The organism is Phyllobacterium sp. (assembly GCF_037994405.1).
Lineage (GTDB): Bacteria > Pseudomonadota > Alphaproteobacteria > Rhizobiales > Rhizobiaceae > Phyllobacterium.
The window spans coordinates 1-24424 of sequence record NZ_JBBNAN010000332.1 but is presented as its reverse complement, the minus strand read 5'-3'; the positions used below and the strand labels follow the sequence as shown (position 1 = coordinate 24424).

The 24424-nt window shown below is 55.6% G+C and carries 18 protein-coding genes and 2 pseudogenes; 11 read left to right on the top strand and 9 right to left on the bottom strand.

The window, feature by feature from the left end; genetic code table 11:
- Together AAAC48_RS18505 and AAAC48_RS18500 are read right to left on the bottom strand one after the other, a co-directional pair.
- On the bottom strand, positions 1–603 hold a 603-nt coding region (locus AAAC48_RS18505; protein ID WP_340655591.1), incomplete at its 3' end, for a thiamine pyrophosphate-binding protein.
- Between the two features lie 307 nt (positions 604–910).
- Positions 911–3412 carry a patatin-like phospholipase family protein gene (locus AAAC48_RS18500; protein WP_340655590.1) on the bottom strand — a complete coding sequence of 834 codons (2502 nt, stop codon included), beginning with the start codon at positions 3410–3412 and terminating at the stop codon, positions 911–913.
- Positions 3413–3581: 169 nt separating this feature from the next.
- On the opposite strand from AAAC48_RS18500, the gene AAAC48_RS18495 reads away from it, so the two are divergent.
- The 3 genes from AAAC48_RS18495 to AAAC48_RS18485 all read left to right on the top strand — a co-directional run bounded on the left by AAAC48_RS18495 (position 3582) and on the right by AAAC48_RS18485 (position 7901).
- The gene (locus tag AAAC48_RS18495) at positions 3582–4178 is read left to right on the top strand and encodes a hypothetical protein (protein ID WP_340655589.1); all 597 of its coding nucleotides are present in this window, start codon (positions 3582–3584) and stop codon (positions 4176–4178) included.
- Positions 4179–4589: 411 nt separating this feature from the next.
- Positions 4590–7106 carry an EAL domain-containing protein gene (locus tag AAAC48_RS18490; RefSeq protein ID WP_340655588.1) on the top strand — a complete coding sequence of 839 codons (2517 nt, stop codon included), beginning with the start codon at positions 4590–4592 and terminating at the stop codon, positions 7104–7106.
- 135 nt (positions 7107–7241) lie between these two features.
- The gene (locus AAAC48_RS18485) at positions 7242–7901 is read left to right on the top strand and encodes a peroxiredoxin (RefSeq protein WP_340655587.1); all 660 of its coding nucleotides are present in this window, start codon (positions 7242–7244) and stop codon (positions 7899–7901) included.
- Positions 7902–7933: 32 nt separating this feature from the next.
- Here AAAC48_RS18485 and ugpC read toward each other — a convergent pair whose 3' ends face one another.
- The 7 genes from ugpC to AAAC48_RS18450 all read right to left on the bottom strand — a co-directional run bounded on the left by ugpC (position 7934) and on the right by AAAC48_RS18450 (position 14980).
- A complete protein-coding gene (ugpC, locus tag AAAC48_RS18480) occupies positions 7934–9025 on the bottom strand; it encodes a sn-glycerol-3-phosphate ABC transporter ATP-binding protein UgpC (protein ID WP_340655586.1) in 1092 nt (363 codons plus the stop codon).
- Between the two features lie 68 nt (positions 9026–9093).
- On the bottom strand, positions 9094–10548 hold the full coding sequence (locus tag AAAC48_RS18475) for an extracellular solute-binding protein (RefSeq protein WP_340655585.1): 1455 nt from the start codon (positions 10546–10548) through the stop codon (positions 9094–9096).
- Between the two features lie 42 nt (positions 10549–10590).
- On the bottom strand, positions 10591–11619 hold the full coding sequence (locus tag AAAC48_RS18470; RefSeq protein ID WP_340655584.1) for a carbohydrate ABC transporter permease: 1029 nt from the start codon (positions 11617–11619) through the stop codon (positions 10591–10593).
- On the bottom strand, positions 11616–12491 hold the full coding sequence (locus AAAC48_RS18465; RefSeq protein WP_340655583.1) for a sugar ABC transporter permease: 876 nt from the start codon (positions 12489–12491) through the stop codon (positions 11616–11618). Before AAAC48_RS18465 ends, AAAC48_RS18470 begins: the two co-directional genes overlap by 4 nt.
- 16 nt (positions 12492–12507) lie before the next feature.
- Positions 12508–12963, bottom strand: coding sequence for an RbsD/FucU family protein (locus AAAC48_RS18460; RefSeq protein WP_340655582.1), 456 nt, complete (start codon positions 12961–12963; stop codon positions 12508–12510).
- A 311-nt stretch (positions 12964–13274) separates the two neighbouring features.
- The gene (locus tag AAAC48_RS18455; protein ID WP_340655581.1) at positions 13275–14039 is read right to left on the bottom strand and encodes a DeoR family transcriptional regulator; all 765 of its coding nucleotides are present in this window, start codon (positions 14037–14039) and stop codon (positions 13275–13277) included.
- A 134-nt stretch (positions 14040–14173) separates the two neighbouring features.
- Positions 14174–14980, bottom strand: a complete 807-nt coding sequence (locus AAAC48_RS18450) for a helix-turn-helix transcriptional regulator (RefSeq protein WP_340655580.1) — start codon at positions 14978–14980, stop codon at positions 14174–14176.
- A gap of 179 nt (positions 14981–15159) precedes the next feature.
- On the opposite strand from AAAC48_RS18450, the gene AAAC48_RS18445 reads away from it, so the two are divergent.
- The 8 genes and pseudogenes from AAAC48_RS18445 to AAAC48_RS18410 all read left to right on the top strand — a co-directional run.
- The gene (locus tag AAAC48_RS18445; protein WP_340655579.1) at positions 15160–16248 is read left to right on the top strand and encodes an ABC transporter ATP-binding protein; all 1089 of its coding nucleotides are present in this window, start codon (positions 15160–15162) and stop codon (positions 16246–16248) included.
- Positions 16249–16277: 29 nt separating this feature from the next.
- Entirely contained in the window at positions 16278–17438 is a 1161-nt protein-coding gene (locus AAAC48_RS18440; RefSeq protein WP_340655578.1) for a spermidine/putrescine ABC transporter substrate-binding protein, read from the top strand.
- Between the two features lie 66 nt (positions 17439–17504).
- Complete coding sequence (locus AAAC48_RS18435) at positions 17505–18371, top strand: ABC transporter permease (protein WP_340655577.1); 867 nt, start codon at positions 17505–17507, stop codon at positions 18369–18371.
- Positions 18371–19183 (top strand): ABC transporter permease, encoded by an 813-nt coding sequence (locus AAAC48_RS18430; protein ID WP_340655576.1) that lies wholly within the window; start codon positions 18371–18373, stop codon positions 19181–19183. The genes AAAC48_RS18435 and AAAC48_RS18430 overlap by 1 nt, the downstream gene beginning before the upstream one ends.
- Positions 19184–19197: 14 nt before the next feature.
- Positions 19198–19959, top strand: coding sequence for an SDR family oxidoreductase (locus tag AAAC48_RS18425; RefSeq protein ID WP_340655575.1), 762 nt, complete (start codon positions 19198–19200; stop codon positions 19957–19959).
- 150 nt (positions 19960–20109) lie between these two features.
- Positions 20110–23373, top strand: coding sequence for an adenylate/guanylate cyclase domain-containing protein (locus AAAC48_RS18420; RefSeq protein ID WP_340655574.1), 3264 nt, complete (start codon positions 20110–20112; stop codon positions 23371–23373).
- Between the two features lie 14 nt (positions 23374–23387).
- Positions 23388–23999: pseudogene (locus AAAC48_RS18415) on the top strand (redoxin domain-containing protein); the annotation flags it as partial.
- A 49-nt stretch (positions 24000–24048) separates the two neighbouring features.
- Positions 24049–24424 (top strand): annotated as a pseudogene (locus AAAC48_RS18410) (DUF1326 domain-containing protein); the annotation flags it as partial.

Below are 24424 nucleotides of genomic sequence, written 5' to 3'. Positions count from 1 at the left end.
ACTGCAGACCTCATCTATACTGCCCGGATCCGGAAGCATCGGCTTGATCCGGAGATTGAGATCCCGGTAGTTGTCGACAGACACACCTTTATGGGTCAGGTTTTCCGGAACATGGATGTGAACCGGCCCGGGCCGTCCCTCGAATGCCACATTGACCGCTTCCTCCAGGACGTCGCAAGCCTTGTCAGCCTCCGCGAGCAGGAACGATTTCTTGGTAGTGGCCGCAAACATCTTCTGAGAATCCGGCGTGCGACCGACGCCCGACGTTTCGTTCAAAGCGCCCTTGCCCTTCCAATCCAATGAGGCAAACCCAGAAATGGCCAGAACTGGATAAGAGTCCGACATTGCAACCGCCAACCCCGAGAACAGATTGAACGCACCCGGGCCGGCAGTGGCAAAGCAAACGCCTAGACGGCCTGAATACATCGCGTAGCCGCACGCCATGAACGACGCCGCCTGTTCGTGTCGCGTAATCACTGGTCTGATGCGCTGCGAGTGTTTGAGCGCGAGCATCAGCCCAGCCGCGTTCTCGCCCGCTCCACCAAATGCCGCACCGACACCAACGCTCTCCAACCCCTTAACGATCGCCTCATAGATCCTCATTGCGAGCGCTCCCAGTTGCGCGGGTCTGCACCAACGCAACAAATACTCACCAACGAGGCAACGGGAACCTCGTCTAAAGGTGGTGGCTATGCATTACAGATCGAATTTCTGATAAAACTTGTCTTGCACGACTATCAATAAACGCCGTCTTACGACGGCTGGAACCCGGCGAATATGATAACATTCTTTGAATGACTTGCAATCTCTTCGGATGAACTTCGAACTGCCTTAACCCAAATGGATTAGAGCCAAACATAAAAGATTTCGAACGCCCGTAAACGCTCATTTGGAGGCGTTTTGGGTTCAACTATTCATCGATATTCGCCGGACCGGAAAGGTGGGCTAACACCGCAATTCTCATGGCACGAGGGATATTGAGCAGCTCCAGCGCATTGGTGACTTCTGTTTTCCAATCTGGCGGCGGTGATTTCGGCCTCGCAAAGTCGTCGGTACCCGCAAGAAGCCCATGCGCTGCATGGAAGCCAAGTGATCTATAGGCCTCGAATTGCTCTTCGCTGAAAAACTGATCGACCGTCGTCTCGTGCGGAAATGTGGCGTTACGCCGTTTATAGTCGAGAATATAATCGTTCTCGTCGCCGCTCAGGGACGATTTGATATAGATAAGAACGCCCCTCTCTTCGTCATTGTATCGGATGATGCCGATTGCAGCATGCGGACCGTGCGATCCCGGCGAACCCCTGGGCCCGTAAAGGGCAGTCGACGTCACGCCAAGGGTGCCGTCCTGCACCATTTGCCACGGCAACTCAATCCTGACCCCAAGGTCGATGCGTGCCATCACTTCGAGGTTCACGAGTGAAGGGAATGTCATGTTCGGATCGGCATCGGCATCCACAGCGACGATCACTTTGCAGCGGCGCCGAAGCAGTTCGTAAATGCCAAGATTCTCGATATGGCCGCCATCTGTAAGATAGACGTTAAGTCTCTTCTCATTCAGCAGGCCGGCCATTTCAACAAAGAAGAACCAACTCCCTATATTCGCGAGCCAGCGGTCGAACCAGTAGCGAAAAGCACCGAGTTTTGCAGGGTTGGCTAGCCAGTAGCCGAGGCGGATATTGAGCAGCGAAAGGCTAAAGCGAAGTATCTTGATTGTACTGCGCCCCATATTCGCGGAAGCAGCCGCGCCGGAGACTGCCATGGCGGTTGCCAGGCTGAAGTCAGGAACGACGGCCTCCATCTGCCCTGTCGGGACATAGCCGGTCCATCGACTGCCGACGTGAAGTGGACTGAACACAAAAGTGTCAGCGTTCCGTCCACGTTTGTTCAACTCTTCGGAGCCTTCAAGATTGATTGCTGTGTTTGTCAGGAGGTAGGGCGCATAGGCAGAAGCGGGTAACCATACACCGGTAGTGCTATCCAGAGGTTTGAGTGACGAAAATTTCCAGGTGTCGACGTTGGTGGCTGCATTTCTCGACCCCATCCTTGATCGCTCGAAAAGGAAAGCACGACTTAGCCGATCACGGTATAGGCGGTGCAGAGAATTGGAGTTTGGTCCTATAAGAAGCGTCAGCGCCAGCACCACCAATGCCACGATGAGATATGCCATACCTATTGGTCCGAGGCGCTGCGGTGGAGAAAAGTACCATGGCGAACTGCACATCGTTATGTTTTTCAGCCAGCCCGGACTTTCCACGCCACAACCTGAACCGGGATCGGCACGAATGGCCCAGAAGCTTAGATAGATGTAAGCAATCCACAACAGGAGGGGCACGATTACCGCCGCCAGATAGAGTGCAATACGACTGGCATATTTCTTCAACATCGCCGTCCAGGTGACTTCCCCCAATGAGGCCTTCGCCAGGTTGGCCAATTTCTGTGCGACCATCACAAGAACAGCTGCGGCAGGGGCGAGGAAGGCCGCAAGTGCGGGAAGCCTCTTTGCAAAGTATGAAAGGAAGCCCCCCTCAGTCACGGTCGGTAGATTTGCGTTCGTCGTATCATTTGCGGCCATCAGCATGCCGGAAAGAACGAAGGGCTGAGCTTCGATAAAGGCGACAAGCGCAACGATAATCAAAACGATACTGAGGAACCGGCCCAGATTCTCTCGCGATCGGAGGGTTCCGGTTCGAAACGTCAGCGACGTGTAAATCGCGCTGCCGAACATGAGGATTGCCGCGACAATTGTGAGATTCATCGTTTGGGTGAACGGCTTATACGCAACAGAATCGTTGACGAGTGGATTTGAGGCAATCGTGACGACGGCAAACAGGAGCAACACCGGTAAAACGATTACGAGATTTACAAGGATGCCCCGCATCACAAGCGCGGCGCCCACAACAAAATCGACCAGCCCGTTAGGTGCCAGAAAGTTCGAGAAATCGCGCAAGTGCTGTGTTTCAGGCGTTTCCTGCTCGTCTAGCCTGCTGTCGAATGGAAATGTTGCATCCTCCTGCATGAGGCCCGCTACCAGCGAGGTGCCGATATAACCGCCGCCTGAGACAGCGGAAATGTAGTCGATTGCATCGAATACCTGGGGCTCATCATGATCCGATAGTGAATCGAGTGCCTGTAATACGCCAAGCGAAAAGGACGCAGAGCGGATACCGCCGCCAGACAGCGCCAGGCCGATCAGATTACTGCCCTCCACCGTGTGGATTGTTTCCCGGCTGACGTTATTATTCTCCTCGAGCAACGCATCTATACGAGGAGTGATGAAGTATGGACCTTGGTGCTTGGCAGCAGCACGGTTGCTTGCGCGCGCACGCGCAACCTCCCCCTCCTGAATTTCACGGCGGCGGTAGTTAATGACATCGAGTTCGTTCTGGAAAATATCACCAAACGAAAGCACCACTTCACGCCTCCGACTTCATTGAAGATGTCAGGTCACTCTGTGTTCAGTCGCATGTCATAGTTGTTTGTATGGTAGATGAATTCACCGTGATGCGCCAGCATCGCTCCACTCCAGCTGTCAGCTGCGCTTGGCAAAACACTCTTAACCTTTGCGGCGTATAGGACGACATATGCTGCGACGTCTACCTGTGCATATTACGGCAATCGCATTGCTGCTGGCCCTTGCTGGCTGCGCTTCGGCGCCTAACCGCATCAATGACGTCTGTGCCGTGTTCGAGCAAAAGGATGGCTGGTTCGACAACTGGTATGCTGCAGCAAGGCAAACCGAGGTGGAGTACGGGGTACCGGTGCCGATATTGATGGCAACTATCCGCAAGGAATCCGGTTACAATGCAAATTCGCGCCCTCCCCGCACGAAATTGCTTGGCTTCATTCCATGGAAGCGCCCATCAAGTGCTTATGGATACTCTCAAGCTTTGGACGGTACATGGGCACAGTATAAGCGCGAGACTGGCAAGTATGGTGCGGACCGAAACAATTTTGCCGACGCGGTGAACTTCATCGGATGGTATCACAATCAAAGTCACCTGAAGAACGGCATAGAACTCAATGACGCCTACCACCTGTACCTCGCATACTATTTTGGCCAGGTAGCCTTCGACCGCGGCGAGTGGAAGAACAATACGAACATGCAGAAGGTCGCGCGGAGCACGGCCGACATGGCTTATAGCTACGACACGCAACTACAGGCGTGTCGTCAGCAATAACACGTTTCGCTTTAGAGCTGCTATAGCCGCTGCGCGGCTTTCGTAGCCTTCAACGGTGAACACCGTATTTTGACGTATTCATTTGGAGAGCGGCCGACGATGGCCGTCCTTGCCACATAAGCCTGTCCTTGCATTCCACACATCATCGCGTTGCTAGCCTGTGGCCCTACGATGACATCGAGCGCTGTGTTTGTTTGACAATCCGCTGGCGAAAGGTTTGTCGAGCAAATCAGTATTACGATCTGGAGCATAGTTGTTCACCCTCTGTAACGGTTGCTCCTCCCGACCCCCCGTCAACAAAGAATACGCTCTTTTTGCTGCATTGCAACATAATGCTGCATTGCAATATCTCTCATATGCTTCAGATAAGACATTAACTGTATTTTGCCGCTTTCCGTGGTAGCTTTCGGCATGACTGACGTTCGCAACATGCGCCTGCATTCCAAACGCTACATGACACCCGATAATGCTGAGGCCAATCGGTGGAGTTTTGCGCTCGAATCGGCCGGGCTTGGTGTCTGGGATTCCAATCTCGTGACCGGCCAATGCTATTATTCGTCGACATGGAAGAAGATGTTGGGCTATCGGGAGGATGAACTCGGCGATAGTGGCGATCTCTGGCTCACGCTCATTCATCCCGACGATCGTCAGCAGGCGATCGAGAGCGGCGAGCGGCATATTGCGGGTGAGATTCCGCGGATCGAAACGGAATTCAGATTGCGCCACAAGGACGGGCATTGGGTTTGGGTCCTGGACCGCGGCCGTGTCGTCGAATGGGACGCTGCCGGGAAGCCGACAAGAATGATCGGTGTTCAAACGGACATTACCGATCAAAAAAATGCCGAGCATCACCTTGCCCTGTTGAACGAACGCATTCAACTCGCGCTTGATGCGGGCCAGGTCGGTCTTTGGCAATTCAACATTGAGACCGAGACTGTCCTGTGGGATCGGCGTATGCGCGAGATTTTCGGCATAGGCCCCGGTCCCGAAGAAGTACCTCGGGCTACGTGGCACAGGTCATTGCATCCTGATGATGCTGCGATGGCGGAACGTGCCATTGAGGCCACCTTCGAAACCGGCGAACCCATGAAGATGAGCTACCGGATCGTCAAACCGGACGGCGAAATCCGCCACGTCTTCGCCCTTGCCAGGCTCGTGCGTCGCGAGGGAATGCCTGCCATGTTGATGGGCAGTATTTGGGACATCACTGATCAGGTTCTCAGCGCTGAGGCACTGGCCCGGGAAAAGGATCTATACCGCGTTACGCTGCAATCCATCGGCGATGCTGTGCTGACGACGAGCGTTGACGATGTTGTAACTTTCGCCAATCCTGCGGCCGAAAGATTGCTTTTGCGTAGTGCGGTGGAATTCATCGGGTCACCCGTGAGCGACGTGCTGACGCTCGTCGACGAGGGTAGCGGACATAACCTGACTTCATCGACAAGGCGCGCGATGGAAAGCAGGTCGACAGTCGACCGCGAAGAGAATGCGACCCTGATAAGGCGGGACGGAGAGCGCCGGTCGATACGCGACCTGGCTTCTCCAATTTTCAATTCGACCGGCGCAGTCACAGGTTCCGTTTTGGTTGTGCAAGACGTTACGACCGCGCGCAACCTGCAGCGAGAGCTTTCTCACGCGGCGACCCATGACGCTCTGACCGGGCTCCTGAATCGTAGAGCATTTGAATTGGCAACGTGCGCTTCGATCGAAAAATCGCACGGCGTCGCGCTTCAGGCACTGCTCTATATTGACCTCGATCGTTTCAAAATGGTCAACGATACGCTTGGCCACGCGGCGGGAGATGCCCTGCTCAAAATGGCGACGTCCTGCATGAAAAATAACCTCCCCGATGAGGCAATCATTGGACGGCTCGGGGGCGACGAATTTGCGGCTCTGATTTCGATCAAAAGTTCCGATGATGTGCAGCAGATTGCTGGAGGCCTTATCACCGAAATACGCAAGGTACGGTTGCGGTGGGGTGGCAAACTTCAGGAAATCGGTGCGAGCATTGGTGTCGCTGTCCTTGATAATCCGGAACTCACACTCAATGAAGTCATCGCGCGTGCCGATGCAGCCTGTTATGCCGCCAAGGCAGAAGGTCGCAATCGGACAGCAATCTACGATGCCAATACAGGCGCGGCGCGGCAGAATTTGGCCAGTATCCAGGCGGCATCCGGAATCCTGGATGCGCTTTCGGAGGGGAGGCTCGAGATATACGGGCAGCAGATCCGCGAGATTTCCAATACGACAGACCATACTGTCTACATCGAAATTCTCTCAAGAATGACCGGCGCTGACGGGACGGTAATCGCGCCTTCCGAATTCATACCGGCCGCAGAACGCTTCGGTCTTATGGGGATCGTTGATCGTTGGATCATTCAGCACACCCTGGAGACCTACGGGCGTCAGCTGATGACGATGAACAATGTCTCCATTGCCATAAACCTATCGGCAAATACGATCAGCGATCCAACACTTTGGTCGTTCTTGCAGTCGACAATGGAGCGAACCAAGGTCGCGCCGTCGCGGTTGATATTTGAGATCACCGAGACAACCGCGGTCAACAATTACGAGGCAGCCGAACATTTCGTGAGCGAAGCGCGCGCTGCGGGATGTCGCATCAGTCTCGACGATTTTGGCGCTGGCCTCAGCTCGTTTGGTTATTTGCACCACTTCAAAGTCGACAGCATCAAGATAGACGGGGCTTTCATTGAGCAACTATCCAACAGCCGATTGAATCAGGCTGTGGTTGCGTCTATTGGCGGCGTGGCACGCGAACTTGGTGTGGACGTTGTCGCTGAACACATTGAAGACACGGAAGCGGTCACTATTCTCCGGTCGCTCGGTATTGGCTACGGCCAGGGTTTTCTGTTTCATCGCCCGCAGCCGCTTGAAACGTTGTTGCACAATTTGGATGCAGACGGCTGAACCCATGGCGATGTTATTTCGCCCGTGCTCGTGCTACCCTGAAATTCTAAGACTAACAAGGAGGCACGCGAGGCGCGTTCGGCTTGCGTCTCTCTGAAATGTCGACGATTCCACACTAAGAATGGGAGAATAGCGATGGGCCTTCGCATCAACGATACTGCACCTGATTTCACCGCTGAAACAACGCAGGGTGAAATCCATTTTCACGACTGGATTGGGGACAGCTATGCGGTGCTGTTCAGCCACCCCAAGAATTTCACACCTGTTTGCACGACCGAACTTGGATATATGGCGGGGCTCGCCCCGGAATTCGCCAAACGCAACGCCAAAATCATCGGTATTTCAGTCGATCCCGTTGAGAGCCACGCCAAATGGAAAGCGGACATCAAGGCGGCAACTGGTCACGAGGTCGACTATCCACTTATAGGTGACAGAGACCTGAAGGTTGCGAAACTCTATGACATGCTGCCCGCCGAAGCGGGGGAGACGTCCGAGGGTCGCACACCCGCCGACAATGCGACGGTGCGTTCGGTTTTCGTCATCGGCCCCGACAAGAAAGTGAAGCTGACGCTCACCTATCCGATGACCACGGGCCGCAATTTTGATGAGATCCTGCGCGCCATTGACAGCATCCAACTAACGGCGAAGCATCAGGTTGCAACGCCAGCTCAATGGAAACAAGGCGAGGATGTTATCATCACGGCCGCCGTGTCGGACGAGGACGCTACGAAACGTTTCGGCGAATTCGAGCGCGTCCTACCCTATCTTCGCAAGACCAAACAGCCGGCGAACTAAGGGCAGTTTGCCTATTGGCCGGTTCTCTTCAGTTACCGGCCAATAGCCTCGCCGCTACCCTTCAGGAAGAAGTGCATTTTCGCCGGATCGATCGGTACGTTGACAATATCATCGTGGCCGATCGGTGAGCCTGCCGGAACCTGTGCTGTGAAGGCGGCAGTACCTGCTCTGCCTATGGCCAGCGTATGCGGCCCCAGCGGTTCGATATCGGCAACTTTCAACGGAATCGTCGGGAAGGTAGGATCAACCATTATCGTATGTTCTGGACGGATGCCGAGCACGACAGGCTTGCCCGCAGCATCAGACAGCTTGGCCGCCCGGTTTTCCGGGACAGGAACAGCGACCCCGTCGATCGTACGGAACACCAGATCTTTTCCATTGCCCTCCAAAATGCCCTCTATGAAGTTCATGCTTGGGGCGCCTATGAATGCTGCCACGAAGAGATTGTCAGGCTTTTCATAGAGTGTGATCGGATCGGCCGCCTGTTCGACGCGACCCTGGTTCATCACCACGACGCGATCCGCCATGGTCATCGCTTCCACCTGATCATGCGTTACATACACGATTGTGGTCTGCAGCCGGCGATGCAGCAACTTGATTTCCGTGCGCATTTCAATCCGCAGCTTGGCATCGAGGTTGGACAGCGGTTCATCGAACAGAAACACATCCGGCTGCCGGACGATGGCACGGCCGATGGCGACACGCTGACGCTGACCGCCTGAAAGCGCACTTGGCTTGCGGCTGAGGTAAGCACCGAGGTTAAGGATACGGGCCGCCTCGGTAACAGCCTTGTCGATTTCGGCCCTAGTCGTGCCACGCACTTTCATGCCGTAGCCGATATTTTCGGCGACCGTCATATGCGGATAGAGCGCATAGTTCTGGAAGACCATGGAACAATTGCGCAGGCCTGGCCGAAGAGCCGTGACGTCGCGGTCGCCGATACGGATTTCGCCGGATGTAGCCTGTTCCAGGCCTGCAATCATCCGCAAGGTCGTGGTCTTGCCGCAGCCAGAAGGACCGACGAGAACAACAAATTCTTTGTCGGCAATCTCCAGGTCGAGTGGTGGAATGACCGAAACGCCGCCAAAAGATTTGGTGACTTGTTCCAAACGCACTTGGGACATGCTTTGCCCTTTTCGAGAGAATTGAACCCCGCCCCGGTATTGCCGGGGCGGGAACGAATGTATGTGGCTTACTTCTGCGGCAGACCCATGGATGCCCTGTACGCCGCGAGTTGCTTGTCGCGTCCAAATTCATCGGTCAGCTTGTTCCATTGCGCAGCGACACTGTCGAGCGCCTGTTGCGGCGTCGATTCTCCAGCAAGCGCCTTGGAAAGCTCAATCTCGAGGATTTCCGTATAGGAGAAATAGCCGGGCAAGCGCATATCGAGAGCAACATTTGGCGCCGTTACCGAATCCTTCTGGGCTCCGAGATATTCCTTTGCTTCGCGCTCGCTGAACAGTTTCGACCATAGGTCCAGATTCGTGGTGTGCGAAATGCGGTAAGGATTCACACCGGTTCCACCGGTGACCGCTGCCTGGCCGGAAACCTCCGGGCTTGTCAGGTATTTGATATAGTCCCAAGCTGCTTCCTGCTTCTTGGACGAGGCTGGAACTGCAGCCTGCCAGCCGCCAAACGCCATGAAGGGGGACTCCACAACGTGGTCGAACTTGTCCCACTTCTTGGTCTTGTAGTTCCAGATTTCATCGGAACCAGGCAGCATGGCCGAGCCGACGTTCCCGGAGACCTTTGACTGCTTCGGATCAGCGGCAATCACGCCGGTATCGCCCCAGCCGATTGATTCTGCAGCCTGGCCCCCGGCAAAGGCTGCATTCACTTCGCCGAAGGAGAAGTTCAGGGCGTTCGGCGGAGCCAGCTTTGACGCACGGATATATTCCTCTAGACCACGCACCCAACCGGGGTTGTTGACCTGTGCGTCCATGGTATCCGGATCAAAGAACATCGAGCCCTTGTGATCGGGATGATTGGTATAGCCGGCCGCATGGCTGAAGAAGAACCAGAACTGCTGCCCGCCACGACGGAAGGCTTCGGCGGTACCCCAGATACCCTTGTCGGGCTGCTGGAAGAATTCGGCAATATCGAGATATTGCTTCCAGGTCTTCGCCGGGGCCAGATCATAGCCATACTTTTCCTTGAAGGCTTTCTGGTTGTCGGGGTTTTCGAAGAGATCGATGCGATAGGTATAGGTATGAACGTCACCGTCCATAGTCTGTGACAGAACCTTGCCATTCCAGACCATGAGCGATTCACGATAGACCGGCGCAATGTCTTCCCAGTCGGGCCCCGACTGCATCGCTTTCGGCATCTCCGACAGATAATCGGTGAAATCCGGCGCCCAGGCCGGAGCGAAGGCGATGACGTCGAAAGTGTCCTCGCCTGAAGTCAGCGACGTCACGATCTTTGGATAGAGTTCCGACCAGGGGAACTCCACGACATTGACCTTGCCGCACGTCTTTTGTTCCCAGCCCTTTGCAGCCAGTTGCAATGCCGAAGCAATGTACGGCCCTGTTTGAGTCGTGGCCGATAGCGTTACACCAGTATAGTCCGGATCGCATGCAAAGGCTGACGTGGCGCCGGACATTGCGAGCAATGCCACGGCTGTTGAGCCGAATAGAAATTTCCTCATGTGTTCCTCCCTGGATTAAATGACGAAAGTGTTAGTGGACGGTCACTTGATCGCTCCCAAAAGCAGACCCGACCGCATCAGCCTGCTCAAAATTCCCGCCATGATAACCATCGGTATGATCGCGACCAAAGCGGCTGCCGATATTGCCCACCATTCATCGCCGCGCTGGCTGTTCTGCCCGGCGACCAGAATGGGAAGGGTCTGCCATTTCGAACTCGTAAGGAAGAGCGCGAAGAGGAACTCGTTCCAGACGAAGGCAAGCGTAATCATGAATGTGGCTATCAGACCCGGCTTGGACATGGGCAGCACGATTCCAAAGAAAATGCGCCATGTTGGCACATTGTCGACCATTGCCGCCTCTTCGACTTCGATCGGCAGGGCTTCAAAAAAGTCGCGCATCAACCAGATCACGATCGGCAGCGAGAAGGCCACATAAGCAAAGGTCAAGCCGATGTAAGTATCCACCAGTTTGAAACCCATCTTGCCGATTTCCGTATACATAAGGAAAAGGGCGAAGGCGGCGACAATGGGCGGGAACATGCGTTGACTGACGAACCAGAAGACGATGTCGTTGTTGCCCAGGACCGGCCCAGGAAGCCGTAACCTGCTGGACGCGATGGCAAGCGGGAGCGCTACCACAAAGGCATAGATCAGCGATGGCCCCTGCCGGAAGTTGAGGACGCTGTACCCAATCAGATAACCACCAAAGGCGACGATCACGAAGATCAACGCCGAGAGAAGCTTTACCTCAAACGTGAAGCGTACAAGGGCATAAGCGGCCATCGATCCGATCGCTGTTGCAAGCAGCGATGCAGACAGACCGACGATCGTCGACGCAATGAAGGTATTGTAGAACTGGCCGCGTTGCCCCGAAAGCAACTCACTCCAGGCGGACAGGCTCGGTTCAAAGTCGACAAACGGAATATAGGTTGGACCCCCGACTACCCCCAGCGGCGTCTTGAAGGATGTGATCGCTACCCAGTAAAGCGGAAAGAAAGTGAACGCCAGCCAGAGCAGGCAGCCTGAGAGAGCCCACCAGCGGCCATTTCCTTTGAGTGCACGCACACTCATTTGTGCTTCTCCAGGTAAGGCTTCAGGATGGCGAGGTAGACGAGGCCGATGATGGTAATGACAATGAGGAATAGGAATGACAGGGCTGAAGTGTAGCCGAGATTGAACTTCTTGAAGCCTTCCTGATAGGCAAAGAGCGTCAATGTTTCAGTGGAGATGCCCGGTCCTCCGCCTGTCATGACAAAGACTGTATCGATGATCTTGTAGCTTTCGATCAGCCGGATGAAAACAACCGCTACAGAGATCGGCAGCATCATCGGAAACGTGATGCCCCAAAACTGTTGCCAGGGACTTGCATTTTCCAACGCCGCCGCCTCGTACACATCGTCCGGCAACGTCTGCAGTCCGGCAAGGAGCATCAGGATGACGAAAGGTGTCCATTGCCAAACTTCGACCGAGATAATAGCGCCGATAGCCCATTTCGTTTCCGTGAGAAACGGGAGATTGGGGAATCCGAGGAAAGACATGACTTCATTCAGCGGCCCCATGGTCGGATTGAGAACCTGACGCGCCACCAAAGCTACCGCTACCGGCGCCACGAGCATTGGCAACAGGAAGCCGACACGAAAGATGCCTTCGCCAGGCACTCTGGCATTGAGCGCCAATGCGACCGCGAAACCGATGACATACTGCAAAGACACCGCGATGAAAGCGATAACCGATGTCGTCCAGGCAACGTGCCAGAAACGTGGATTCTGCAAGAGTTCCATATAATTGCCGAAACCGACAAAGCGCGGTGGTATCGGTGGAACAAGCCGCAGACTCATGAAGCTCGTAGTCAAAGAATAGATCAGCGGAAAGATCGATATAACCAGCACGATCAGCAGTGCTGGCCAGATGAAAACATGCTTGATCGGGTCATTCCGGGTCATGCCGGCACCCCCGCGCTCAGACGGTCTCTGGCGGTATCACGCCCTTGGTGAAAAGGAAACAACCATAGAAACGGGTCTCGCCCGTCGTGATCACGCAATAGGCATTCTTGGATTGCTCATAGAAGGCAAAGCGCTCGATACCATACATCGGAGCGGGCTTGCCCTCGGCAGCATCAATTTCCCGTTGGACTTCACGCTGCACCGGCGGGATCTCATCCGGAGCACCCATGATCTCCATGCGTCCTGCGGATGGCTGCAGTGGCGTGTCCAGAGGCATTACCGACAGGATGGCCTTGATCGCGCGAGCGGCGGAAACATTATCGATGCTCAGGAGTTTGCCGAGCCGTGTTTGCCGCGCAATGGCGTCTGACGGAAAATTGGTATCCGAGACAACAAGAGTGTCACCATGGCCCATGGAACGCAATGCGTGCAGGACATCGGCATTAAGCGCCGGGTCGATATTCTTGAGCATGGAAGTCCTCCCTTGTAGACCGTTTTCCCCGCAATTCTTGCTGAGGAGCATTCGTAGTAATCAAACGCTGTCGCCTATACTGCAGAAGTTGTGACATACCGCAGTCCGTGTCTCCATCCCCGTGCAACGCAAGAACAATGCGCCGTCAGTTGCCGTCTTGTCCATCGAGTCGTTTGGCTTTGATGATGGGCCGAAGCCGGCTTTCAGATCTACTAGCGGCATGTTCCTAGCGAATATTTGTTAGTTTTCTCCCAGATTTTTTGTAATGTTTTCATCAATAGTCGAAATCGTCAAGGTATCGAACAAAAATTTCAAGAGCCGGACATTTGTACGCGCACCTTGTCATGAGCGTCCGCGAAATTCGTTTCACCCTGCTCAGTGATTATCGACTGAAACGCCTCGATCGGCGCGAAGAAAGCAGGCCTAACCTTACCAAACTTGCTGCTGTCCACCACCAGAAAGCTCTTCTGCGCCAAGGATATCGCCTTTCGTTTTACCGGTGCCTCATGGAAATGAGCACAAGAGGCTCCCCGATTTAAATCCACTCCCGCGGCAGAAATGAAAGCGGTATTGATCCCAAGATGGTTCAATGTTTCGAGCCCCGAGGCGCCAGAAAAAGACGCAGATGATGGATAGTAAAGCCCGCCCAGCATCACGACGTTGATGTTCGCTCTGCGGGTTAGCTTCTCCGCGACGTTTAATGCATAACATACTGCCGTTATTGAATAATCCTCGGGGACATAGTCGATCAAACTGAGAAGCGTGGTACCACAATCGATGAATATTGTTTCATCAGGCCGAATGTATTTGGCCGCGCGCGCGCAGGCCTCTTGCTTTGCCACCGCATGACTGTCTGCCGCCTTGGCGAGTTCATACGGAACGTCACTTTCCGTATCAATAGCAGGAACAATATGACCACCAAGATAGCCAAACTGACCAGGATTTTCAGCAACGTCACGCCGAACGGTCATCTCCGAAACGTTGAGCAGTAGCGCCGCATCTTTCAGATGAAGAACGCGACGTTCCAAGAGAGCCTCGGAAAGATCGGCAATACGCTTCGCCTTGCGGCTAACCATCAAATCCTCTCCTAAGGAACGCAGGGGACACAAGCCCAATTAGGGATGCCTGCGATAGAAGTCCTTTGTAAGAAATATAACAAAATAAGAGCGGCTGCAAATGTGCCTGAAAAAGCTTCAGGGATGGGGGGCCGCTAGTGCTCACTCAGCTTCTTGAGATAGATCGATAGAAGCTGAGTTTGCGAAGATATACCCAGCTTTCGATAGACATTGCGCCGATGGACCTTCACTGTTCCGGTAGCGATGTTAAGCCTCAGTCCGATCGATTCCGATGAGTGCCCTTGGAGCACCAGCTCAATGATCGCCGCCTCACGGTCGGTAAGATTAAGATCGCGCCAGACGGTATCGGCGACATTCAATTTGACACGGCTTCGCCCCCTGCCCCGTTTGGCAACGGCGGCGTCAAAGAGATGACCGATGCCCGAGCAGTATTGCCGGACAAGTGTTGCAACGAGGGGCTCGGCCCTGCGCAACAGGGAAAACTCCTGCGCCGGAAACGGTCCGGTCTCTCCTCGCCGCATCAAAGACAGTACGACTGTGATGTCCCGTTCCACCGGAACGAAAAAACCGATTTCCTCGGCAAGACCGGTCTGCACATAGTAGGTGCGGTAGTATTCGCTTGAAAAGAACCGGTCTGGCGCTAGTTCGCGCATGCGCCAGACGCCGGGGTTGGGGGCACGCGCTGTATGATAGAAAGGATCGAGCAGATAGGGACCTGCCTGATATATGCTGACGAAGATGACGTGCTCTGCTGAATCGAAAGTGCTGTAGAGGTCGATGGGGCGCTCATTGCCACGATAGGCAAATACGACAATGTAGTCGAATTTGACCAGTGCACGCATCGTTTGACCGAAGAGAACACCGAATTCCTGCGGCGGCATTGATGATCTGCCGACGAGCTGGCGGAATGCATCGAACAGCGTTTCAATGTCGACGCTCACCGTATTCCCCTCCTCGCCGGTCCATTCCCAAACATACACCTTACATTGACATCTTGCGGTTGAAATACCTCTCTCGGGGTATATACCGTGCAACCGCTTGTTGACTACGTTGTTCGGCATGACGGTGGCAAGAAAGCAGCGAAGACTGCTTCAACTAACTCAAGCCGCAGGGGACCAACGTGACATCCGCTTCAACGAACGACATTGAGTTTCGGTCGGTCAGCAAGTCCTATGGCGTCGTGACCGCCGTCTCGGACATCAATCTTCAGGTACCCAAGGGCGCCTTCGTCGCACTGCTCGGTCCATCTGGCTGCGGCAAGACCACCTGCCTGCGAATGATCGGCGGTTTCGAGCAACCCACAACCGGCGAGGTGCTGATCAACGGCCAGCCGATGAACGGTGTCCCGGCCTATCGCCGCCCGGTCAACATGGTGTTTCAGCAATATGCGCTTTTCCCGCATTTCGACGTCGAGCAGAATGTCTCCTACGGCCTGAGGCAGGCACGCCCCAGGATCAATGCGAGGGAAATATCCCGTCGCGCCAATGAGGCATTGGAGATGGTGCGGCTCGGGGGCTTCGGCAAGCGCCGTATCCACGAAATGTCCGGCGGCCAACAGCAGCGCGTGGCCTTGGCGCGTGCCCTCGTCAACAAGCCGTCTGTCCTGCTTCTCGACGAGCCGCTTGCTGCGCTCGACAAGAAGCTGCGCACCGCCATGCAAATTGAATTGCAGACACTTCAGAGAGATCTTGGGATTACGTTCGTGCTGGTGACGCATGATCAGGAGGAAGCCCTGTCGATGAGCGACCTGGTCTGCGTGATGAATGCCGGCCGCATCGTCCAGCTCGCAGCGCCACGGGAAGTATACGATCGCCCTTCCGACCTGTTCGTGGCCGATTTTGTTGGCAAGACCAACCGCATCGCAGCTACCGTCGAAGCGGATGGTTCCACCCTGCGGCTTGCCGACGGCAGTACCTTATCAATACCCGGCAAGACCGGCCTCGGATCCGGCTCGGCGATCCTTGCTCTGCGCCCCGAAGCAATCAACCTGCACCGGCAGAGCGGCTCGGCCTCCGGCAAGCTCTCGGGCGTCGTCACCCATTGCATCTTTCTTGGGTCAACCGCCGAATATTCCGTTGCCGTCGACGGGCTTGGCGATTTCCTTGTCACCGCGGAAAGGCGTGATCTCTCCGACGGCGATCTCGTCGAACCGAATGAAAGGGTCGTGCTGAACTTCGACCCTGGTGCTGCGCATATCTTTCCGGCTTGAACACTACCAAAAACAAAGGGAACATCTTCATGTCTAAGTCATTCAAAGAGAATGCCCCAATTTCCGCCGAACAATTCATGGATGAACTGATGCGCCTCAAGCGCGGATCGGTCACACGCCGACATTTCCTCGGCGTCACCGGTCTCGGCCTTGCGTGTGCAATATTGGCGCGCGAGACCGGACTGTTCTCGACGCCGGCCTTTGCCGAAGATCTCAGCAAGCAAATGTCGATTGCCACGTGGCCGAACTACCATGACCCCGCAACATTTGAGGCTTTCACCGCAGCGACCGGCGTTGCCGTCGAGGTCAACGTCTTTGGCTCGAACGAAGAAATGCTGGCCAAGCTACAAGCGGGCGGCACCGGCTGGGATCTGTTCGTGCCGACGAACTACACGATTTCGACCTATGCCAAACTTGGTCTGATCGATGCGCTCGACATGCCAAAACTGCTGAATTACAGCGCAGCGACGGAAACGGCGCGTTTTACCGCGGAGGGCGTGATCGATGGCACGACCTACGCAGTGCCGAAAAACTGGGGCACAACCGGCATTGCCGTTAACTCGACAAAGATCAAGACTCCGGTCACGAGCTGGAAGGACTTCTTCGAAATTGCTCAGGGCGAAGGCGATACGCGGGTCATGGTACACGACTATCAGTTGACCACGATCGGCAACGCGCTGGTTTCGCTCGGCTACTCCTTCAATTCGATCAAGCCCGAAGAATTGGCGAAGGCGGAAGAACTTCTTGTGAAGGTCAAGCCACACCTCTACGCCATCAACAGTGATTACCAGCCGGCAATGCGCGCAGGCGATGCCTGGATGACCATGTGCTGGACCAATGACGGCGCACAGCTGAACCGCGACGTTCCGGAAATCAAGTTTGTTCTCGGCAAGGATGGCGGCGAGATCTGGTCCGATTTCTATGCCATTCCGAAAAGTGCTGCAAACAAGCCAGCAGGCTATGCGTTACTCAACTATTTGATGGACCCGTCGAATGCCGTGAAGGAGCATATCGCCAACGGTGCCCCGACAACCGACAGCCGTGTCCTTTCGCTACTGCCAAAGGAAGTCACGTCCAATACCATCGTCTATCCGCCGGAAGCTGAACTGACACCGCTGGAATTTGGTGCTGCCGTTACGCTCACTGATCCGGCGCGCGCCGAGGTCATGGCACGCTTCAAGTCAGCCTAACGCATCGTGCCCTGTCTCCCTTTCGCCAGCAGCGGAGAAGGCGGGGCATCATTGAAGAGATCTCGGATGGCATTGGCAATAAACACAAAACGAGGGATGGTGACGGCAGCGCTTGTGGCACCGGCCGTGGCGTGGCTGTTCATCTTCCTCGTGCTTCCATTCATCGCCATGGTCGTCTTTTCCGTTGGCGATCGTGCACCCGAAGGCGGCTATCAGCCGGCCTTTACATTTGCCCAGTTCGCCAATCTTCCGTCGCGTGCGGCGGCTTTCTGGAACACGCTTGTCCTCGCACCGATTGGTTCCTTGCTGTGTCTGATCGTCGCCTATCCCGTCGCCTATTATCTGGCGGTGAAGGCCACTCCGCGTTACCGGCTACTCCTTGTATCCCTCGTTGTCGTGCCATTCTGGACAAGCCTTCTGGTACGAACCTATGCGTGGATGTATCTCCTCGGATCGCGCGGCATCCCAAATCTCCTGGGCATGATCGGTATTGAGGATGTACGCATTCTCAATACGCCCGGCGCCGTACTCCTCGGCATCGTCTATGGCTATTTGCCGCTGATGATCATGCCGATCTATGTCAATCTGGAAAAGCTCGACCGCCGTCTGCTTGAAGCATCGGCTGATCTCGGCGCCAAACCAGTCTCTACCTTCTTCAGCGTGACACTGCCTCTCTCATTGCCCGGTGTCATGACGGGACTGGCACTCGTCACCATCCTCCTCCTTGGTGAATATTTGATCCCGCAGTTGCTGGGCGGCGGCAAGGTGTTCTTCATCGGTAATGCATTGGTCGACCTCTTTCTTCAATCGCGCAATTGGCCGTTTGGTTCGGCGATTGCGGTCACGCTCGTGGTCGTCGTGGTCTTTGTGCTCCTGATCGCCATGCGGATTGCCTGGAAGATTGCAGGAACAAGACAGGTGGATCTCGTTTGATGCGCGCCTTTATTTCGGTAGTCTACCTGTTCCTCTATGCACCAATCGCCTTGGTGGTGATGTTTTCGTTCAATGCCGGCCGAAATGCCAGTGAGTTCACCGGCTTTTCGACCATGTGGTACGGCAAGGCACTCGGTAACACGTTCCTTGTTGCAGCACTCCAGAATAGTCTGATCATCGCGCTGACGAGCGCTACACTCGCTGCCATTTTCGGCACCATGGCAGCACTTGGCATGGAGCGGTTGCACCCTCGCTCCCGAGCCGTGCTTGATGGCCTGTTTGCCGCCGCCATCGTCGTGCCGGGTGTCGTTATCGGCATCGCAACACTGGTTGCGCTGGTGGAAGTCTTTTCGTTCCTGAACCCAGTCCTGGCCTCGCTATGGACCGGCGAGAATCCGCCGCAACTCGGGCTGGGTTATGGGTCCATCGTTGCCGCCCACGGTCTTTTTTCGATGGCGCTTGTAACGATGATCGTCAAAGCACGCATCGCCAGCCTCGGGCGCGATATTGTCGAGGCTTCGAGTGATCTCTATGCGACGCCGCTGACCACTTTCAGGCTCGTTGTGCTGCCGCAGATCCTTCCCTCGGTTCTCGCTGGATTCCTGCTGTCCTTCACTTTTTCCTTTGATGATTTCATCATCGCCTTCTTCGTCGCGGGCTCGAAGACAACCCTGCCAATCTATGTCTTCGCCTCGATCCGCCGGGGTGTCACACCCGAAATCAACGCCATCGCCACACTGGTTCTGGTCGCCTCGCTGATGATGATCCTGATTGCGCGTGCGCTGATGCGCGAGAAAAAAACACCAAACTGACACAGGAAACACCCATGATCCTCAGAGATAGCATTGCAATAGTCACCGGAGCTGGTTCCGGAATCGGTCAGGCCGGCGCCATGATTTTAGCGCGCGAAGGCGCCCATGTTGTCGTCGCAGACCAGAACGCAATGAGTGCGGAAGCAACTGTAACGCGCATTTGCAAAGGCGGCGGAAGCGCCGAAACGATGGTCGTTGATGTGACTGATGACGATGCCCTTGAGGCGGGGATCTCCTCCGTCATCGCGCAGCATGGCCGCATAGATATCCTGCATAACCATGCCGGCGCGCAGGTCGCTGGCGATCTCGAGCAGGTGGCCGTTGAAGGGTTCGACCGGTCGTGGAGCTTGAATGTCCGCGCCCATTTCATGGCGGCGCGATTGGTCATGTCGGTGATGAAAGCCGCTGGACGCGGCGTCATTCTCAACACCTCGTCATCGTCTGGCGTGCTCTATGATCGCGAGATGATTGCCTACACCACGACCAAGCATGCCGTTATCGCCATGACCCGGCAGATGGCGGGTGACTATGCGAAATACGGCATCCGCGTGAACGCACTTTGTCCTGGCTGGGTCGATACACCCTTCAACGAACCCTTCATTGGCCAGATGGGCGGGCGCACCGCAATCGAAGCCTATGTCCGCCAGCAGGTTCCGCTTGGCCGCTGGGCCAGCGTCGATGAGATCGCGGAATCGATCCTGTTCCTGGTTTCGGATCGCTCATCCTACATCACCGGACAAGCGCTTGTAGTGGACGGCGGCGAAACGGTCGTCTGATCAAATGGACAATCAGATTCTGGTACCCCTTTATTTCGGTTTCATGGGCTCCGCTTGCTACTCCGCCGTCGCGGGTCCATTATTGTCAGGGTATCAAGCTCTTTAAAGACAGCTGGAGATACGATCGCAGCTCCTGCGAGGTCGTTGTAGATGAACTGCACCAGTTGCGGTTTTGACGTTCAAATGGGTTTTGCGTTCTGCCCAAAATGCGGCGCGAAACAGCCGATCGCGTGCCCTGGCTGTGCATATCTCTGTCCACCCGACTTCTCGTTTTGCCCAAGATGCGGGACTGAGATCACTCACGCAACGCCTGATGTCCAGCCTCCGGCAAATGCCCCAGAACGATCCCGCCTGCCCCGGCATGAAAAGCCAGACACCGATGCTGATCGCCGCACCGTTACCGTCTTGTTTGCCGACCTTTGTGGTTTCACCACATTGAGCGAAAAGCTCGATCCAGAAGTTATGCAGACCCTTCAAAACGAACTTTTCGAGGAACTGACAGCAGCGGTGCAGAGCTTTGGCGGCTTTGTTGACAAGTTCATAGGCGATGCAATGCTCGCCTTGTTCGGCGCGCCTTTTGCACACGAAGATGATCCCGAACGAGCACTTCGCGCAGCGCTAGACATGGTGAAACGGGCGGCGCAAGTAGGGGAACGCTGGCGAGCCCGCACTGGTTCGCCTCTGGTATTGCACGTCGGCATCAACACCGGGCCTGTCGTGACAGGCGGATTCGGTGCTGGCAATACCAAATCCTATTCGGTGACCGGCGATATTGTGAACAGTGCACAACGACTACAGTCGATGGCCAAACCGGGCGAGGTGCTTGTCGGGCCGCTCACCTACCGTCTCACCCGGCACGCGTTCTCTTATGAATCACTTGGTGACCAAGCTCTCCGCGGCAAGGTGGGCAGCATTCTGGTGCATCAACTCGTTGGCCCGTTAGAGACGCCGCGCACTGCACGGGGACTTGAAGCACTTGGCCTCAGTTCGCCGTTGATCGGGCGTAACAACGAACTTACCCGCATGCTGGCTTGCCTCGATCTCGCCTGTGCGGGTGCAGCCCAACTCGTCAGGCTGGTCGGCGAGGCTGGCATTGGGAAATCACGCCTGACCGAGGAATTCCTCGCCCGAGCCGGTGAAGACCCGCGCTTCGCCGATGTCGTTGTCCGGCGGGCTATCTGTTCGTCACTCGGCGAGCAGTCCTACGGTACTCTCGGTGCTGTGATACGCAGTGCCTACGAAATCAGCCCCAACGATACACCCGAGAAGACAAGGGATTTGCTTGCTGCCGGATTAAGTGAGCTAGGTCTTGCCCCAGACGAGGTCAAGCAACTTATGCCGCTCCTGCTTTACGTACTTGGCCTTGGCGATCCCGAGGGTGTTTTGAAGTATGTTAGGCCCGAACAATTGCGACGGCAAATTTTTTACGCAATCCGCGCCATTTTCGAGCGGCGCCTGACGCATTCCGCTCTCTTGCTTGTTGTCGAAGACCTTCACTGGGCAGATGCTGCGTCACTGGAGGCGTTGCGCTTCCTCATGGACCGTTTGGATCGCAGCCGTTTCATGCTCTTGACAACGCATCGGCCAGCATTTGACACGGATATACTCGATACAAGCCGAACAAGCTCGACGGCACTGCGCCTAGGCCCCTTGTCGGCCGGCGAAGGTCGAAAACTGCTTGCAGCGTTTTTCGGTAACGATCCGAGCGGATTGCCCGCAGATCTGTGCAACCGTGTGTTGGAACGCGCAAGCGGCAATCCGCTGTTTATCGAAGAGATCGTGCGCCGTCTCATTGAGACCGGCGCGTTACAGCGGGATGGGCCGGCCTGGCGGCTCGCCAACAGGAACGCGGCCGCTGATATTCCCGTCAACATACAGGCAATACTGCTCACTCGAATGGATCGGCTACCGCCTGAAGTTCGCAGACTGGCCCAAGAGGCCGCAGTCATCGGCCCCCGGTTCGAGGCAAATCTGTTAAAGGCCATTTCATCCGGTCCCGCAAACATTGACGCCGGCCTTGAGCTCCTTTGCGACGCCGAAATCATTGAGGAAGTGACCGGTGCGAACCCGGTGTCGGCCCGCACCTACCGTTTCATGCAGACCTTGCTTCATGATGTGACCTACCACAATCTTCTGTTGCAACGGCGTGTCGAAATGCATGGCCGGATCGGCGATGCGCTGGAGCATTTGCATGGCACTGAACCTGAACGTCTCGAAGATCTGGCAATGCTGGGTCACCACTTCAGCCGAACCGCGGCCAGAACGAAAGGAGCACGCTATTTGATGGCGGCCGGCGATCGAGCGAGTAAGACATACGCCAACAGCGACGCCCTACGTCTCTATCAGCAAGCGTTGGACGCCCTGTCAGACGCCGGGGATCAAATGCCGGAGAAACTCCTCCTGTGTGAACGAATTGCTGACCTGTGTGGGCCGGCCGGTCAGCGCAACACTGCCAAAGAACATTACCTGAAGATCTTGAAAATCCATCAAGCCAGGGGTGATGGCGCTGCGACAGCAAGAATACTGCGCAAGCTTGGGCGTTCGTTCTGGGACTCAGGCAAACGCGATCAAGCCGAGGCGCGCTACGCCGAGGCAGCAAGGTTGCTCGATGGAATAGACCCACTGATCGAACACGCCCACCTCGCGCAAGAGCGTGGCCATCTGGCGTTTCGTACGGGTGATCAAGCTGCCGCTGTGCGATGGGCGGACGAAGCACTACGCTATGCGAATTCCTCGGCGGCTGATCAAAGTGCCGAAGCTGAACTCGAGGCCGCTAGAGCAATTGCAGAGGCACTCAACACAAAGGGCGTGGCGCTTGCTCGGCTTGGACAGAACCAGGAGGCTGTGCGCGAGGTGGAACGAAGTGTCCAGGTGGCCGAAGAGGCGGGCCTTCTAAGTGCCGCATGCCGCGGCTATAGCAATCTTGGTGTGCTCTATACCGTTATTAACCCGGAGCTGGCGATCCAGGTATGTCGGCGTGGGCTGAAGGTGGCAACCCGCATTGGCGACCTTGGTTTTCAGGCACGCCTGCTGTCCAATCTCGCGGTCGCCCACTGCACCTTCACGGACCGATGTGTAAGTGAGGGCGTACCTGCCGCTGAAAAAGCTATCGAGATCGATCGTGCGCTCGATCAGCGCGACCATCTCCCAGTACCACTCATTGTACTCGGTCAAATTCATCAATGTCATGGCCAGCCAGAATTGGCACGCCATTTCTACAATGAGGCACTTGAAGTGGCACGCGAAACTGGCGAACCACAATTGCTGTTTCCGTGCTATGATGGCTTGGCGACACTTTGCCTCGACCTTGATGATATGGCCGAGGCAGAACGCTATTTTACCTTGGCGCAGGAAATTTGCGCACAGCATGATCTCGACGCCGGGGCGCTTGTTGTACTGCCGTTTCTTGACTAATCACGCGGAGGACGATTACACGTCAGGGGAAAGTCGCCATCGATGACTTTCGGGGCCACAAGCCGGTATTGATCGGCTTGTTTCGGGGCCTGCATTGCCCGTTCTGCCGGCGCCAAATCACAGCCATGGCGCAACTTGACAGTGCCCTGCGCGATAAGGGCATCGAAAGCCTGACCGTGGTGAATACCCCGATCGATCGCGCCCGGCTTTATTTCCGCTACCACCCATTGCCAAACCTGTTGGCAGCGTCCGACCCAGAACGAGTTTCACACCGTGCATTCGGTCTTCCCAATCTCGAGTTCACTGATGCTGAAAGCGAATGGCCACACAAGATTGGTATGGACGCCGTAGTGAAAATGCGAGTCGACATGCCCGGGGAGTTGCCCGAGCCGATGGATCCGCTGACGGCGACTGATTTTCTCGACAAATCGGATGAATATGAAATTACCGAAGATGATCAGCAGATGATCGCAACCGGCCAAGGTCAACTCGTTGGCGAGTTTCTGCTGGATCGCAACGGCATTGTGCGCTGGTGCTTTACCGAAGTTCCCGAGGGCGGCCGCTACTTGTTTGGGGTGCCGACGCCAAATGAACTGATGTCAGCTGCGTCGCAGCTTGCGGTGTAAAGCACCGATTTTCTGCCCCGAAGGCATCTGAAGCGCCTCGCGAACAATAATTGGGAGAACGAAGAACAATACAAGGCAGCGATACGAGGAGGTCAAATGGACACTGGTGGGTCGTGAATTCGTGCATTGCAACTGCGCATACGGTTGCCCTTGTCAGTTCAACGCTTTGCCTACACAGGGAAACGGCTGCGCCATCGCCGCGATCGCGATCGCGATCGAAGATGGCCATCATGGAACGACTAAACTCGATGGATTGAAGTGCGGCATGATCGTGGCTTGGCCGGGAGCCATCCATGAAGGGAGGGGCCAGGCAGTTCCAATCATCGATGAACGTGGGCCTCGACCGAGCAACGCGAAGCGCTGTTGCGCATCATGAGCGGATTGGATACCGAACCTGGTGCTACTTTTTTCCAAGTGTTTTCGAC